This window comes from Pseudoalteromonas sp. BSi20652, assembly GCF_000239855.1.
Classification (GTDB): Bacteria; Pseudomonadota; Gammaproteobacteria; order Enterobacterales; family Alteromonadaceae; genus Pseudoalteromonas.
Window position 1 is genome coordinate 17,347 of record NZ_BADT01000028.1, and the last position, 15,750, is coordinate 33,096.

General features: G+C 38.6%; 15 protein-coding genes and 3 pseudogenes. 7 read left to right on the forward strand and 11 right to left on the reverse strand.

Annotated elements, in window-relative coordinates:
- Positions 1-10: 10 nt before the first annotated feature.
- The gene (locus P20652_RS15370) at positions 11-1,186 is read left to right on the forward strand and encodes a mandelate racemase/muconate lactonizing enzyme family protein (RefSeq protein ID WP_008166010.1); all 1,176 of its coding nucleotides are present in this window, start codon (positions 11-13) and stop codon (positions 1,184-1,186) included.
- A gap of 69 nt (positions 1,187-1,255) precedes the next feature.
- On the opposite strand, the gene P20652_RS17300 is transcribed toward P20652_RS15370, so the two are convergent.
- From P20652_RS17300 to P20652_RS15335, 9 genes and pseudogenes are all read right to left on the reverse strand, one after another.
- Entirely contained in the window at positions 1,256-1,747 is a 492-nt protein-coding gene (locus tag P20652_RS17300) for a hypothetical protein (RefSeq protein WP_033017010.1), read from the reverse strand.
- 1 nt (position 1,748) lies between these two features.
- Positions 1,749-2,081, reverse strand: a complete 333-nt coding sequence (locus P20652_RS15365; protein ID WP_008166013.1) for a hypothetical protein — start codon at positions 2,079-2,081, stop codon at positions 1,749-1,751.
- Between the two features lie 99 nt (positions 2,082-2,180).
- On the reverse strand, positions 2,181-3,020 hold the full coding sequence (locus P20652_RS15360; protein WP_008166016.1) for an amidohydrolase: 840 nt from the start codon (positions 3,018-3,020) through the stop codon (positions 2,181-2,183).
- A gap of 10 nt (positions 3,021-3,030) precedes the next feature.
- Positions 3,031-3,759 (reverse strand): SDR family NAD(P)-dependent oxidoreductase, encoded by a 729-nt coding sequence (locus tag P20652_RS15355; protein ID WP_008166017.1) that lies wholly within the window; start codon positions 3,757-3,759, stop codon positions 3,031-3,033.
- A gap of 21 nt (positions 3,760-3,780) precedes the next feature.
- Positions 3,781-4,269, reverse strand: a complete 489-nt coding sequence (locus P20652_RS15350; protein WP_008166019.1) for a peptidylprolyl isomerase — start codon at positions 4,267-4,269, stop codon at positions 3,781-3,783.
- Between the two features lie 66 nt (positions 4,270-4,335).
- A pseudogene (locus tag P20652_RS17305) lies at positions 4,336-5,821 on the reverse strand (LysM peptidoglycan-binding domain-containing protein).
- 55 nt (positions 5,822-5,876) lie between these two features.
- Positions 5,877-6,899, reverse strand: coding sequence for an MBL fold metallo-hydrolase (locus P20652_RS15345; protein ID WP_008166025.1), 1,023 nt, complete (start codon positions 6,897-6,899; stop codon positions 5,877-5,879).
- Between the two features lie 61 nt (positions 6,900-6,960).
- Positions 6,961-7,266, reverse strand: a complete 306-nt coding sequence (locus P20652_RS15340; protein WP_008166026.1) for a cell division protein ZapA — start codon at positions 7,264-7,266, stop codon at positions 6,961-6,963.
- Positions 7,266-7,496 (reverse strand): hypothetical protein, encoded by a 231-nt coding sequence (locus P20652_RS15335; RefSeq protein WP_008166028.1) that lies wholly within the window; start codon positions 7,494-7,496, stop codon positions 7,266-7,268. The genes P20652_RS15340 and P20652_RS15335 overlap by 1 nt, the downstream gene beginning before the upstream one ends.
- Positions 7,497-7,735: 239 nt before the next feature.
- Here P20652_RS15335 and P20652_RS15330 point away from each other — a divergent pair, with 239 nt between their 5' ends.
- Complete coding sequence (locus P20652_RS15330; protein ID WP_008166030.1) at positions 7,736-8,575, forward strand: 23S rRNA (adenine(2030)-N(6))-methyltransferase RlmJ; 840 nt, start codon at positions 7,736-7,738, stop codon at positions 8,573-8,575.
- A 103-nt stretch (positions 8,576-8,678) separates the two neighbouring features.
- Here the strand turns inward: P20652_RS15330 and P20652_RS15325 are convergent, their stop codons facing one another.
- Together P20652_RS15325 and P20652_RS15320 are read right to left on the reverse strand one after the other, a co-directional pair.
- Positions 8,679-9,245 (reverse strand): alkylphosphonate utilization protein, encoded by a 567-nt coding sequence (locus tag P20652_RS15325; protein WP_008166032.1) that lies wholly within the window; start codon positions 9,243-9,245, stop codon positions 8,679-8,681.
- 77 nt (positions 9,246-9,322) lie between these two features.
- The gene (locus tag P20652_RS15320; protein ID WP_050548188.1) at positions 9,323-10,063 is read right to left on the reverse strand and encodes an ABC transporter substrate-binding protein; all 741 of its coding nucleotides are present in this window, start codon (positions 10,061-10,063) and stop codon (positions 9,323-9,325) included.
- Positions 10,064-10,221: 158 nt separating this feature from the next.
- On the opposite strand from P20652_RS15320, the pseudogene P20652_RS17310 reads away from it, so the two are divergent.
- The 5 genes and pseudogenes from P20652_RS17310 to P20652_RS17315 all read left to right on the forward strand — a co-directional run bounded on the left by P20652_RS17310 (position 10,222) and on the right by P20652_RS17315 (position 15,744).
- Positions 10,222-11,485: pseudogene (locus P20652_RS17310) on the forward strand (EAL and HDOD domain-containing protein).
- Positions 11,486-11,487: 2 nt separating this feature from the next.
- Positions 11,488-12,102 carry a paraquat-inducible protein A gene (locus P20652_RS15315; RefSeq protein ID WP_008166040.1) on the forward strand — a complete coding sequence of 205 codons (615 nt, stop codon included), beginning with the start codon at positions 11,488-11,490 and terminating at the stop codon, positions 12,100-12,102.
- Positions 12,103-12,166: 64 nt separating this feature from the next.
- A complete protein-coding gene (locus P20652_RS15310) occupies positions 12,167-12,559 on the forward strand; it encodes a hypothetical protein (protein ID WP_370587394.1) in 393 nt (130 codons plus the stop codon).
- A gap of 257 nt (positions 12,560-12,816) precedes the next feature.
- A complete protein-coding gene (locus P20652_RS15305) occupies positions 12,817-14,193 on the forward strand; it encodes a TolC family protein (RefSeq protein ID WP_008166044.1) in 1,377 nt (458 codons plus the stop codon).
- Positions 14,183-15,744 (forward strand): annotated as a pseudogene (locus tag P20652_RS17315) (efflux RND transporter periplasmic adaptor subunit). Before P20652_RS15305 ends, P20652_RS17315 begins: the two are co-directional and overlap by 11 nt.
- The last annotated feature ends 6 nt before the right edge of the window (positions 15,745-15,750 follow it).

Consider the following 15,750-nt stretch of genomic DNA (forward strand, 5'->3'; position numbering starts at 1 on the left):
AGGAATTTTAATGAAAGTAAATCGCGTTGAAGTATTTGATATTCACTGTCCAGATAGACCTTCTTGGACACCTGTGTTTGTACGTATTCATACTGACGAAGGTATTAGTGGTGTTGGCGAAGCGGGCCTTGCATACGATTTAGGTCACAGTGCTGCAGCGGCTATGATTAAGGAAATGGCAGATGCCTTTTTAATCGGTCACGACCCATTTCAAACAGAAAAACTATGGTCACGTATGTTACGTGAGAGCTTTTGGGGCTTGGGTGGCGGACCTGTTGTATATGCTGCAATGAGCGCAATTGATACCGCACTTTGGGATATAAAAGGTAAAGCGCTTGGTTTACCTGTATATCAACTATTAGGCGGTAAAGTTAACGACAAACTACGTACGTACGCATCGCAATTACAGTTTGACTGGGATAGCGAATTTAAAGCGCTAGTACAACCGCAAGAATATGCCGAGGCTGCTTTAAAAGCGATGGCTGAAGGCTATGATGCAGTTAAAGTCGATCCAATTCAGTACGATAAAGATGGCAATACTTATTACGACCGTACAAAAATAATTTCACGCACTGAAATGAAGCTATACCGTGCGCGCATGCAAGCTATTCGCGAAGCGGTAGGCGACGAAGTGGATATTATTTTTGAATGCCACAGCTTACCGGGTGTTACAACTGCTATTCAGTTAGGTGAAATTGCAGAAGAATTTGACTGTATGTATTTTGAAGAGCCAGTTAACTATTTAAACCACTCATTACATGCAAAAGTAGCAGATAAAGTTAATGTGCCAATTGCGGGCGGTGAACGTTTGTATAACCGCTGGGGTGTGCGCCCGTATTTAGAAGATCAAAGTATCGATGTTCTGCAACCTGACATTGGTTTATGTGGTGGTTTTACCGAAACTAAAAAAGTATGTGATTACGCTGATATTTTTGATGTGCGAATTCAAGCTCACGTATGTGGCGGGCCTGTTGCAACAGCAGCATCATTGCACTTAGAAACGGCTATCCCTAACTTTTTGATTCATGAGCACCACACTTATGCGATTAAAAAGTGGAACCGCGAGTTATGTTTACAAGATCCACAACCTAAAAATGGTTTCTTTGAAGTGTCTGAAGAGCCAGGGTTGGGTATTGAGCTAAATGACGAGATTGTTATGCGTTCTCAACGTGTAGTAGTGAAGTGATAGTTAGTGTATTTATTTGATATAAAATCCCGCAATACAATGCGGGATTTTAATAGCTTTTACTTAATTCTATAAATTCAAACTATCCATTGTGATTAACATGTCAAATGGTTTTTCTAAAGATTTAATTTTATATGTCTCTTCTTTTATTGAGTTCGGTAGCTTGTTGAACTCAATTCGTGCATCTACTAAAGATAGTGGAATATTCATAATCAGATAATTCATTTTAAATATATCTTCAGTATTTCCCCTTGCCATAAATTTTGTTGTTTCTATAGAGTAAGTTTTTAACTCGTTTTGTACGCAATCATGTAAAGATTTAAAGTAGTAATAATTTATAACTACACTTAACGCAGATTTATTAGAAAGAAGCTCCTGGGAAAAAGCTTGCGTACTTATCCCCTCATTCCCTTCTTCACATGATTTTAATTTTCTTTGAAATTCATTTATGGCGTAGGTATAGTCATTCTTTATTTCAGTGATAATTAAATTTTCATTTGAGAAAGCGGTTTTGCTATGTATCAAAGATATAACTAAAAAAAGACTTAAATATAATTTCATATTAATCCTGTTTACACCCTTTTAAAAATGCTCTCCAAAATAAACGCTCTTTATTGGTACTTGATTTCATCATTGCCTTGAATGCCTCGCGCTGAATAACAGAGTTTCCTATTTGCGGGATTTGTCTGACACCAGTTAGAAATGAATCAAAGTCAGTCTGTGTTAAATTATAGTGTGATTTTATAGGTCCATTGCCTGCAAATATGTTTGCAAATGTACCAAATACAGCAATGGCTGCTAAATAATCAGAGAATGCTTTGACGCGTCTAATCTCTTTAATTGCTTGTTTACTTGTTTCAGAGAATTCGAGGTTGTTTATAGAAGGGCACTTCATACTTATCCATGTAATATTGTTTCTGTTATTACTCACTATAATACTGCCCTTTAAAAAATGCAAACAGATGTAGCTGGCTACATTTATCAAGGTGATTATTTACAACTTGTAGTAACTTAAGGCGTTTTCGTAGCTTAATTGGCACCATAATTTATGGTTACTACACAGCGCATAATGCTGATGCCATAGGTCATTGTAATGGGTGTTTATTTGGCATACCGGAAAGTTACTAGCAAACATAATACGCTGCTCACCAAAATGCTTCAAAAGCCATTTAAAACAGGCTTCTTGCTGTGCTTGTGTCAGGTTTAATAACTCAAAGCCAGAAAACTTAATAGCAATGTTGCTATGTTGGGCGAGTAATTCAACGCTTTGTTGCCAAGTGACTAAGTCATTAGGTAACCCTGCATGATTAAGAATAATTTGTAGATGAGGTAATTGCTTTGCACAGTGAGCAATATGATTGGCTACGCTAATATTGTGTAGTTCAAATTGCGCTTCAAAATGCAGTTTATTTATAGCCAATAAATCAAGATTATGAATAAAATTAGGGCTTTTTAGCCTTATAGCATCATCTCCTTCGGTTATATCTCTAATACCACAAAGGCTTGAATGAGCCAGCGCATTTAGCGCGTTACTAAATTGCTCAGCTGGGGCATCTATCTGATTAAAACTAATTGCTTTAAATGTCACTTCACTTAAATGCTTGCTTAGCCAATTAAGTTCATTGATAGGAGCCGAATTATCAAAACCCGCTTCTATGTGTACAAGGCCTTTTAATTTAAAGTCTGTACTATTAATAAGTTGTTGTGCGCTGATAGGTCGTTTTATTTTGTCTAAATTTGGCCACGCTGGTGGGTTAGCGCCTTGTAGCCATGAGTATTGACCTTCTACTAAATTAAAAAAGTGTACGTGTGGGTCAATAATTTTTAGGCTCATTGCACATTACTCATTGGGCAGTGTAGCCACCATCAATACTTTGTAAGCTACCAGTAATAAAGCTTGCGTCATCACTTGCTAAAAAACTAACGAGGGCAGCTACTTCATCGGCTTGACCTAATCGGTTTAGCGGTTGAAGACTTGCTTCCTCGGCAACTATTTCAGCTTTGTTTGCGCCACTTTTTGCGCAGTACGCATCTATCGCGTTGTGAAATAAAGGTGTTTCTATTGTGCCAGGGCATACCGCATTTACTCTAATATTAAAGCCCGCGTAATCAAGCGCCGTTGTTTTAGCCATTGAGGCAAGGGCATGTTTTGTTAGGTTATACGCAAAAGAGTTTTGCTTACCTATAATTGCCTGATCGGAAGCGACTAATATAATAGCGCCGCTATTTTGCGCTTTCATGCTTGGCAATACGCTTTGAACTGCGGCATAGGCGCCTTTAACATTAAGCGCAAAAAGTGCATCGAGAGTTTGCTCGTCGGTGCTTTCTATATTTGCGCTTAAGTGTTTTCCAGCATTCGAAACAAGTACATCAATACGTTTGCTTTGTTCACAGATAGCGTTGATACAGCTTTGTACCGCCGATACATCACTTACATCACACTGATGAAATATACCGACTTCGCTCAGCTCTATATCAAGGTTATGTACTTCATAGCCATTGTTTAGCAAACGCTTTACTACGGCTAGGCCAATACCTTTTGTACCACCTGTAACAACTGCAACTTTAGACATACTTACTTCCTTTATTGCTACCTAGTGAGAGTGACCACAGCCGCCTTCAGCGTGCACATGTCCGTGAGAAACTTCTTCACTTGTTGCTTCTCGTACCGATATAACTTCAACGTCAAACGTTAGTGTTTTGCCCGCAAATGGGTGGTTTAAATCACAATCTGCGTTAAAACGACCAACCTTAACAATAGTAACCTGATGACGACCTTGGTTAGAGCTAACCATTGCAGTCATACCTGGTTTCCATACTTTAACATCGCCTTGTAGGTGCTTAAGCGGGATACGTTGAATTAAGTCATCAACACGCTCGCCGTATGATTCACTTGGCGCTAGAGTTACACTAAATTTTTCGCCAGCTTCTTTGCCTTCAAGTGCTTTTTCTAAACCAGGAAGCATGCCTTCGCTGCCATGAATGTAAGTAAGTGGCGCTTCGTTTGTGCTACTTTCAATTTGTTCGCCCGCTTCGCTAAGGGTGTAATGAAATTCAACTGCTGAATTTTTGCTAATTTGCATGCTTGTCTCTTCAAATAATAACTATGTTAGGGCGCAATTTTACGCGAAATATACTTGTTTATAAACTTAACGTGGCTGATTTAGTGTTTTTTGTAAATTTAGCAGAAAATCTTTTTTTGTTGGGGCTGCTTTTTGCTTTTCAGCCTGTGGTATAAACAGCACTAATTGAGTGCCTGGCTTTAAAATACTTGATGCAGAGAGTTTGTTCCATTTTGCCAAGTCGCTATGGGGTACATCATAAAGCTGACTTATACTCCAAAGGCTATCGCCTGATTTAACTTCGTAATCTATTTCAATGGTGGGAATCGCAATCTCTTGGTGTTCTAAATAAGGGCTAATTTTGTAATCAACAGTTAATGTGCTTGGCAGAGTTTTAGGTTGTCCAACTAATAACTTTTCTCCAACGCCTATTAAATTATTATTTTTGTTATTAAGTTGTTTTAAAGCTTTTACCGACATACTAAAACGTCTAGCAATACCGTAAAGCGTGTCGTTTTGTTTAACGATGTACTCTCCAGCAAAGTTTGATTTAAAAAACTGACTTTTTAATAAAGCCTCTTGCCCTATAGGAAGCAGTAAAGTATGCGGCCCGTTAGGTGAGCTTTGATTTTTTAAATATCCCTGATTAATCGCGTGTAACTGCTTTGAACCTATACCAGAGAGCTTAGCGATGACTGAAAAGTCAAACTGCTGGCCTATGTTCATTTGTGTGGTAAATGGCTTATATGCAAGCTTTGGGCGTTTAATGCCCTTTTGTGGGTGCTTAACTAAATAGCTTAAAGCGAGTAACTTGGGTACGTAGTCAGCGGTTTCTTTTGGTAGACTGAGAGACCAGTAATCGGTGCTTTTACCGCGTTTTTGTTTTTTCGATTGCACGTTTAACGCGGCCTTCACCACTGTTATAAGCGGCCAAAGCATGCAGCCAATTACCATCAAAACGTTTATGTAAGTAGCTCAAGTAATCAAGTGCTGCATCGGTTGAAGCAAGTACGTCTTGACGGCCGTCATACCACTGGTCTGATTTAACACCAAAGTGATGCGCCGTTGCGCCAACCAACTGCCAAACACCAACAGCTTGCTGTGATGAAGCTATTGTCGGTCTAAAATCGCTTTCAACAAATGGCAACAACGCAAGCTCCATAGGTAGCTTTTTTTGCTCTATTTTTTTTATTATGTGATACAGATAGGGGGCTGCACGTTTACTTACAGTGCGTAAATAATTAGGTTGTTTTAAATACCAGTTTATACGCTTTTTTAAAGCGCGATTTTGATAAACCGTAAAGTGTAAATTGTTAGCTATATGCACCCACAGATCAGTGGTTTTTGGTGGACGCTTTTTTACGATTGTTTTTTTGAATTGAAGTGATGCAACGTGCTCATTAACTTGGGGTGTATGAACTGCTTCATCATTCATACCATCGGTATCATCAATACCATAAGTATAATTAGGCTCAAAATGAGTAAATATTTGTGGAGCTTCTTGTAAGTCTTGCTCCGTCGATTGACAACCAAATAACAAAACACCCAAAAAACATAAAACCAAACTGCGCATAGCGATCACTTTTGTAAATTCCTTTTACTACTTTAACACAATCCGCTGTATTGAGTTATTCTGCGCTTTTTGCGCGATTTAGGCCTGCTTGTAAAAAAAAATTACTCGATTTTATATTAAGCGCTTCTTGTTTATAAGGCTCAATAACTGATTCAGGAAACGATAGCATTAACTGCTCAATACTTTGATCTTTATTATTTTTAACGTGCTCTGTTATGGCTGTTAAAAATGATAGTGGCTGTTTCAGCTGCTCTTTTGTTAATATGCCGCCGTGCCCAGGTATAATAATGGTGAGCTTTTCGTCGTTAATATATTGCTTAATCAGCGCTTGCCAATTTTTAAGTTCACCGTGTCCAGGGTAAGGAAGCCAGTCAACGATATCGCCACCAATCAGCACATTGCCATTATTAGTGGTAATAGTTAAATCGCCGTTAGTATGGGCTTGATGTGGCTCAATCGTTATCTCAAAACCACCAAGGTCGATAGTTTTACGATTATCTATTGTTATTTTCGGTTCGCCAAGTTGATATTCTTGCCAGCGAAAAAGTCGTTTTTTTGCAAGTTCTAACTTAGTTCGCCATTTAGCTTGCTCTTCTTTAGGTACATTTGCTAATCGTTGGTAGCTCAGCTCAATACTCTTTTCATAGGTGTCTAGCTTGTCGGTATATGCTGTTTGATAAAGGCTAAAATTTTTATTTACTTGTTGATGAACAATGAGCTTGGCATCAGGATAAAAATTTTGCATAACCGCCATACCTAGCAAATGATCATCATGGTAGTGGGTAGCCACTAAATAGCATAAAGGTGTTTTAAGGCGTCTTTTTAAATCTTCAGCAAGTTGTTCAACTGCAGCAAAATTGGCGCTCGTATCAACAAGTAGGGCACATTTTTCGCCTTCAATTAATACTTGGTTAGAGTCGTAAAAGCGAAGATTGTCTTGTTGCTTTAAAAACTGAATATGAGGGTTTATTGTATTCCAAGTAACGGCAGCATAGGTGCTAGGTACGTTTGATAATAATGTACATGCTAATAGTAAGTACTTACATGAAGTGATTGTGTTGATATTTTTTAACTTCATTTATTATCTCTACACTGATTTAATGACTTAATCATAAATAAAAAGCGCATACTGCGTCTTTTTATTTTTGGTGTTTGGGGTCGCTTGCCAAATGCTGACTTAGCTTATCCATCAATTGGTCTTGATGATGTTGTTCAATTGTGGCCTGAGTCTTTGCTTCTAGTAATTCATGGCTTAAGTTAAGTGCAGCCATTAGTAGGGCTTTTTGATCATTTCTAACCGTTGAACGTTTTTTCATTTGTTCAACTAAGTCATTTAGATTTTTAGCTGCTGCTATTAATGCTTCTTCTTGTCCTTCAGGGCAAGCAAATTGCTGCTCTTTACCTAGCAACTCAACAGTGACCCGCTGGTTTTGCAGCTCAGACATTAGCTAGCCTGTTGTGCGCTTTGTAGTTTATCAAGAAGACCAGATAAAGTGGTGCTGGCATCTTTTTGTTTTTCTTCATTTTCTAAAGCTTCAAGCTGAAGTAATTCATTGTCGTCGATTAGTTTAGTGTTTTGTTCTTTCAAGGTAACAACATCTGTTTGTAATTGGTTGTTGCGTTCGATTAGAGAATCGATCAGTTCTTCGAGTTGTTGAAGAGTAGTGTTATTCATAAAGGCGCTCATATAACTGTAATTAATGTCATGCAAATGTAAAGCAAAGTGTGTTGATTTGCCAGTATTTATGGTGGTTTTAGATGATTTATCTTCTGCATTAAGGGATAATTCAGCAAATGGGCTTTTTCATTCAGAATTGGTTCATTTAAACACTCTCTTATAATAGCGTAAGTTGCCAAAGCCCAGTGCTTATGGTTCACTTACGACAATTAAATTGCGCATGGCGAAAATAAATAATGCTTAGTTACAGACACTCATTTCACGCAGGTAACCCTGCAGATGTACTTAAACATTTAGTGTTAGCACAAGTGTTAGGCTATCAAGCTGTTAAAAATAAGCCGCTTGATTATATAGACACACATTCAGGTGCAGGTTTTTTTGAATTAGCGGCGGCTGATGCACAAAAAACGCAAGAGTATCAAGAGGGTATTGAAAAACTGTGGCAACATAAAAGTGAGCATATTGCGCTTAATGAATACATTGAATTAATTAAGTCGTTTAACGACACAGATGAACTGGCTTTTTACCCTGGTTCTCCAAAAATAGCCGAGCATTTTTTACGTCGTCAGGATAAAGGTTGGTTTTTTGAGCTGCACCCACGTGATTTATTACTACTTGAAGAAAACATGCAAGGTAAGCGCTCTATTCGTGTGCGTGGTGAGAATGGCTTTGCTGGTTTAGTGGGTTTATTGCCACCTGTATCTCGTAGAGCGTGTGTGTTAATTGACCCCCCATACGAAATTAAAGATGATTACGAAACGGTTGTACAAACCTTAGTTAAAGCGTATCAACGCTTTGCTACAGGTACCTATATGGTTTGGTACCCAGTAGTAGACAGAGCGCGCATTGATAATATGGAGCAAGGCTTAATTGACTCCGGCATGCGTAATATTCAGTTGTTTGAATTAGGTACCGAGGCCGACACAGATGTACATGGTATGACCGCATCGGGCATGATTGTGATAAACCCGCCATGGAAGCTAAAGCAAACCATGGATGCCGTAATGCCTGAACTGGTTGAGCTTTTAAGTGAGCCAAGTGGTTTTTATAGGTGTGAGCAACTTGTTGATGAGTGATAGCGCTTTGTTACATTGAAAAATGCCCAGCGAGTCTGGGCATTTTGTTATTTTACATGCTATCGAATAGCAAAAGCATGTAAGTATAATCAAATATTAAACGCTACTTTTTAACAAATTTGGTTAAAATAACAATGCGCTGACCGTCAACTCGCCCTTCAATATGTTCAGGATTGCTCGTTAAGCCAATATTACGTACTGCGGTGCCACGCTTAGCGGTAAGGCTACTGCCTTTAACGTCTAAGTCTTTAATAAGCGTAACAGTATCGCCTGCTTGAAGTACTACACCGTTGCTATCAACATGTTTAACGTCATCATCTTCTGCAAGCGCTTTTTTAGCCCAAACGAGTGTGTCTTCTTCAAGGTAAATCATGTCTAGCGCATCTTGTGCCCAGCCATTATCGGGCGCCAAACGCGAAAGCATTCTATAGGCGACAACTTGTACTGCGGGAATTTGGCTCCACATGCTGTCGTTTAAACAATGCCAATGTGTTGGTGTTAACTCACTACTAATTTCTATTTGATCTTTACAAGTTTGGCATGTGTAAATGCATTTGTCTGAATGGGTTTCGTTTACAGGAGGTACTTCGTAAACAGAGAGGTTTTCTGTTGCTGCACATAATTCACATTGATTACTACTGCGTTCAATTAAGGCTTTTTCAATACTCATGGAGGCTCTTTGATTCTATTCGAGTTAACATTTGCTGCTATTATACCCCATCACATTTATTTTGCGCCATTAATCCCTTAATTTTGTATGGGTATATCTGGTATGTATTTATCGGCAATTTGTTGAATAAAACCCTTATTGTGGAGAGTGTTAATCGCTTTGTTAATTGCAGGTAATAATGCTTTGTGTTTGCTCAATAAGCGAATTTTTAATAACCCATGTGAATACTGCTGACTAAAAGCAATGTCGACATTAAATTGCTTAGACCAGTGAAGAGCGGCCAGCTTTCCAATAATTGCTACATCAATGCGTTTACGAGAAAGTGCAATCATAAGCTCTTTTTCGGAAGGAAAATCTATGCGATTAAATAAGTTGTCGTCGTGATAGTAGTAACCTAATACGGTACCGACGTTTTTATTATATAAACTGTTAGCATTTTGCCAGTCATTAATATTTTCAGGTAGGCTTACAATCATTTCTGTCGCATTAATTAACGGCTCAGAGTAAATGTATTGAGGGCTATTTTGCTCACTTTCGGACAACCATTCAAGCGAGATAACATCAAAATCGATGACTTCATTTTGAAGGTATTTTGTAATTCGTTTTGTAGGTAAAGTTACGTGTGATGCGGATATGTTCGCATCATTTAGTATTTTTTCGATGATTTCAGGCAGTACGCCTGGCTTGACAGGGTTATTTGTATAATAGGGGTAGTAGTTTCCTGAAGAGCTAATACTATATTTCAAAGGCGTGGCATTGATACTCGCATAGGTAGAGAATATAAATAGCAAGGGACATACTTTAAAAAACTGAATCATGTTACTCAAATCCCATCCTTTATAATTAAAACTTTAACCTCAATGTTATGTATTTTTGGCATTTTTGCAATGATTACTATACTTATTTTCGGCAATTTGCATTAAAGTAAGCATATTATTGGCTGTTTTGCCATCTCTTACTACGGGTTTAGAGCCAAGTGGAATTAAATAATTTGCCAGAAGAGGCACAAAAAATAACTCAGTTTGTTGCGCGACAACCTATTTTTGATATAGACCTAAATGTCTTCTCGTATGAGTTGCTCTATCGGGACTCAGCTAATAACGCGTTTCCAGCAGGCACTTCTGACGTGCATGCGACAAGTCGACTTTTTTTAATGCATTAATGTTGGTAGGTTTAGATAGACTAACCGCGCATCATTTGGCTTTTATAAACTTGTCATCAGAAACTATTTTAGATAACTTCCCTAAACTTTTATTGCCAGAAAATAGTGTTATTGAAATAGTAGAGCGAACAGGTAATATTCCTGCGGTTGCTGAGCGTGTACAAGAACTCAAAAAAGAAGGGTATGTTTTTGCGTTAGATGATTACGATGACGATCCAAAATGGGAACCTTTATTAGCGCATGTTGATTATATAAAAATTGAAATAGACGATGCGGTAATAAAAACCAATATGCGTATCAAAAAATTAAACGTGCAAATCCACATGCAAAAATAATTGTTGAAAGAATAGAAACTCATGAGCAGTTTAATTTATTAAAATTGGCAGGCTGTGACCTATTTCAAGGATACTTTTTTTCACGTCCTGAAATGATCACTTACAAAGGTGTCGAACCTTCAAAATTAACCGTATTTGACCTGTTGCGCTTAACCGCCAAACAAACACTTTGCTTTAAAGAAATTAATCAACGAGTAGCAAGAGACGTAGCAATAACAGCGAGGGTTTTAAAGCTTGCTAATGCTCGTTCAGGCAAAGCAAATTTAGTAATTACTTCTATTTCACAAGCGGTTATTTATTTAGGTGAAGACACAATAAGGCAATTTGTTCGTGTATTGGCTATTAGCGAGTTAGGAATAGAAAAACCGACTGAGCTTACCAAGCTTGCTTTAACTAGAGCGCAATTTATGTCGCTTGTTTTAGATCAAAATAATAAAGAACTTAGTGAACAAGGCTACCTAGTGGGTTTGTTTTCTGTTCTTGATTCTATTTTAGATGCTGACTTAAAAGACATAGTTAAAGAGTTTGCTTTAGATGCAGCAATGTCAGATGCCTTGTTACACGAAAGTGGCATATTAGGTGAGTGCTTAACTTTAACAAAAGAGTTTGAAGTCGTTAATATAGATACGGCAATGATTCAATTAGCTAAAATAAATCCAGAGCTAGGTGTCGGGGATATATTTAATTTTTTACTGGATGCTATTTTATATAGTGATGACATTATTGAGGCGATAGCAGAATAAATATGCGTAATTGGTTATCGGTAATAAGTGTAGTGGTTGCTCTTTGTTTATTGTTCCCTGGTATTACAAAACCAGTATTAACAATACAGGGCAACATAGATAAATCAAAACTAGCGCAAGCGGGTATTGAAATGCTGGCTGAAGAGGGTGATGGTCGAACTCGCAGCATGCTAATGATGTTCTCGAACATGCTAGGGCTTGATAAGTTAGAAGGCGAAATTAGCGCTTATAACAAAACACAAAGTATTTTAGGCACAGTTAAAGAGCTCGCTAGCAATAATAACTTATTTGTAGCCGCTTTAGTGGGGTTGTTTTCTATTGTTATTCCAAGCTTGAAGCTGCTATTACAATTGCTTTATTGTTGCCTACCTTTGAATGGGGTTAAGCAAAAGCTCGGTCTGGTTATTTGTGCATTAAGTAAATGGAGCATGGTTGATGTATTTGTTATTGCATTAATAGTGACTTACCTAGCAGGTAACGCCCATGGTAAAAGTGGTGAGCTACTTGTTATGAATGCACAATTTGGTGAAGGGTTTTGGTATTTTAGCGCATATTGTATATTTGCAATTATCGCGAGTAACTTAATTAAAACACCTGCTAAACCGCAGTCTACATAATTAAAGTATTTGTGGTTGCCGTTAGGTTACCTTACAATCATTTTAAAGTTTATTAAAAGGCATAATGTTGCAACGTTTTTACTCTAGTTTACTCATGATAACTTTGCTGCTCACTTTTGTGGGTCAGGCAGTTGCGTCTGTAGCTATGGTATGCGAAATGCCACATATGCCAACTAAAACAGCAACGCATGCCCAAATGCCAATGACACACAGTAGTGATGCAACCGCTGTCGTTAGTATGTCTGAAAATATGATGCAGATGGATTGTTGCGACGACGAAAGTACGCCACAAAATGACTGTAAATGCCCTATGAGTGGCTGCGCTGCTAACTCAATGCTTAATGTTGATACTTTATTTAGCGTTACTTTACTTGAATCTGAAAAAGTAAATGTACGTGTATTTACTACACAAATTAATATACCTCGTTCACTCTATCGCCCTCCTATGTCTGCTTAATAGCAGGATAGGTGTAATATCAATTTTATTGAAAACATGCTCATTCTAGCGAGTTAAATACCTCTCTAACTGCGTTAAAAGTTACTTATATAAAGCAACTATACTGCGTAATTTTTTCCTTGTTATAGAGCTATTTCCCTACCGCAATAATAGATCATTAATTCAATGCAATTGATATAAAAGGTTTTGTAAAACTCCTAAACACCTTTTTTGCTTCCTAATTTAAGAATTTCTTTTATTTTTAGATGGAGCAGGTGATGAACCACGCTGTAAGTATTAAAGTCGTATTATGTAGTGTTGTGTTATTTAGCACAGCTGTTAATGCGCAAAACAATTCAAATAACCCAAATATCGATACGCTAAAGCAAGCCCGCAATGAGCAAACGCTTAGCTTAACGCAAGCGCTTAATTATGCACTAACGCATGAGCCATGGTTAAAAGCGAGTAGCTACCAAGAAGATGCCGCAATAGCGCAAAGTATTGCCGCAGGCACCTTGCCCGATCCTGTTTTAACGGTTGGCTTACTTAACTTACCTACTAACGGTTATGCGTTTGATCAAGAAGGGATGACGCAGCTTAAAGTTGATTTGAGCCAAAAGTTTAGCCGAGGGAATAGTTTAGCGCTTAAACAAAAGGCATTAGCTCAGTCTGCTCAACAATATCCTTGGCAGCGCGCCGATCGCTTAGCACAAGTGAAAGCAATTGTGATTGAGTCGTGGTTAAACGCGTATCGTGCTCAGCGAAGTATTGCTTTAATTGAGCAAGATAAAGGGCTATTTACTCAGCTTATTGAAATTACCGAAGCAAGCTACGCAAGTACTTTAGGTAAAACACGCCAGCAAGATATTATTCGTGCGCAATTAGAGCTCACTCGCCTTGAAGATAAGCTGGTTATGCTTGAGCAGCAATTTGAAAGTGCTAAAAACCGTTTAGCACAGTGGTTACCGATGAATATGCTTATGAATCCTTTAAACACCGAGTTTACTAAAACAACAGGGCTGGTTGATTTTGCAAACCTTGAATTTGATAAATTAATACAGTTGCTTATGGCGCATCCCGCAATTATTGCGATAGACAAAACCGTCACCGCAAAGCAAACCGAAGTTGCGCTCGCCAAGCAAAGCTACAAACCTCAAATGGGCGTTAATGTGGGTTATGGTTACCGAGATGATACGCCTATGGGGGAGTCGCGAGCTGATTTACTCTCTGTTGGATTTAGCATTGATTTGCCATTGTTTACTGATAACAGACAAGATCAACAGGTTAAATCGGCTATTGCTAGTGCAGAAGCTACTAAAACACAAAAGCTGGTGGCGCTTCAAAAACTCAAAGGCATGTACTTTAAGGAGTTTAGCCAACTCGCTCGTTTGCAAAAACGCGATGCGCTTTATCAAAATACGTTATTACCGCAAATGTCAGAGCAATCTCAGGCAACACTAAATGCTTATACACGCGACGACGGGGATTTTTCTGATGTGATGCGCGCGCGCATTGGTGAACTTAACGCCAAAATAGACGCGCTTAATATTCAAGTAGATCAACATATTATTACCGCCCGCCTTAATTATTATGCAAGTAGCTTAGACACCCAAGTAATGAGCGATAAAACTGGAGAATTGCACAATGAATACTAATTTAAAGTTACTTGTTGCCGCCTTAGTCGGTGCGGGCGCATTTGCGTTAATTGGCGGCCTAGTGATGCAGTTTTTACCTAGCAGCTCGCCAATGCATGAACAGCAAAGCGCTGACAAACAGCCCTTATATTGGGTAGCCCCTATGGATAGTAATTACAGGCGTGACGCGCCAGGGCTTTCGCCAATGGGAATGGATTTAGTCCCTGTGTATGAAAGCGATAGCAACGCACAGGATGGACCAGGAGCTGTAACTATTTCGCCTGCAGTAGTTAATAACTTGGGTGTAAGAACTGCCAAAGTAGAGCTTAAAACACTTCACAGCGATATAAATACTGTGGGGTATGTGCAATATAACCAAGACCAACTTATTCACATTCATCCGCGTGTAGAGGGCTGGATTGAAAGTTTATATGTTAAAGCACAAGGTGCACAAGTTAAAGCCGGTGAGCCTTTATATACTTTGTACTCACCACAACTGGTGAATGCACAAGAAGAGTTTTTATTGGCGGTGAATCGTAATAATACCGTGTTAATTCGCGCAGCAAAGGCGCGTTTAGAGTCGTTAAATGTGTCTGATGGATTTATCGAGCGCTTACAAAAAATAAAAAGATAATGCAAAATATTACTTTTTACGCAAAGCAAAGTGGTGTGGTAGATGAGCTAACAGTACGAGAAGGCTTTTACGTTAAACCAGGCACATCTATGATGAGTATTGCCCAGCTTGATGAAATTTGGGTAGAGGCACAAGTGTTCGAGCGCCAATCAGAACAGGTGAGTGTTGGGTTGCCCGTTACAATGACGCTTGATTACTTAAAAGGTCAAAAGTGGGAAGGTAAGGTTGATTACATTTACCCCGCGCTTGATGCCAAAACCCGGACGCTGCGTGTAAGACTCAGGTTTGAAAATGCAGATCATCGGTTAAAACCAAATATGTTTGCACAAGTGAGCATTCACGCTAAAGCGAGTAAGGCGCAATTTATAGTCCCTAAAGAAGCGGTAATTCGCACGCAGCACCAAAATCGTGTGGTTATTGCATTAGGTGAGGGTCGTTTTAAATCGGTAGAAGTCGAAGTTGGGCAAATTAATAGTAATGAAGCGGTTATTTTGTCAGGTGTAATGACAGATGACACGGTAGTGACTTCAGCGCAATTTTTAATAGACTCTGAGTCGAGTAAAAGCTCTGACTTTAAACGAATGGAAATGCCTAGTTCTAGTATTAGCTCAGGCATGAGTTCGGATTCTGGTTCCGGCTCAAATATGAACATGGATATGCAGCCACAAAATGCGACTGTTAACGGCACTATTAATGCCATAGATACACAAAACCGTATTATTAATATTAGCCGAGAAGCCATTGAAAAATGGAATCGAGAACCCGCTACAATGGACTTTGTATTAGCGCCAGATATTGATATTAGTCAGTTTGAAAATGCCCAGTATATTAATTTTACTTTTAGCATTATTAATGATGAATTTGTAATCACTAAAGCGCAAAACGCAGAGCCGATTGATCATTCTACTATGCAACCTATGCAACATAGTTCTCACTAGGAGCCA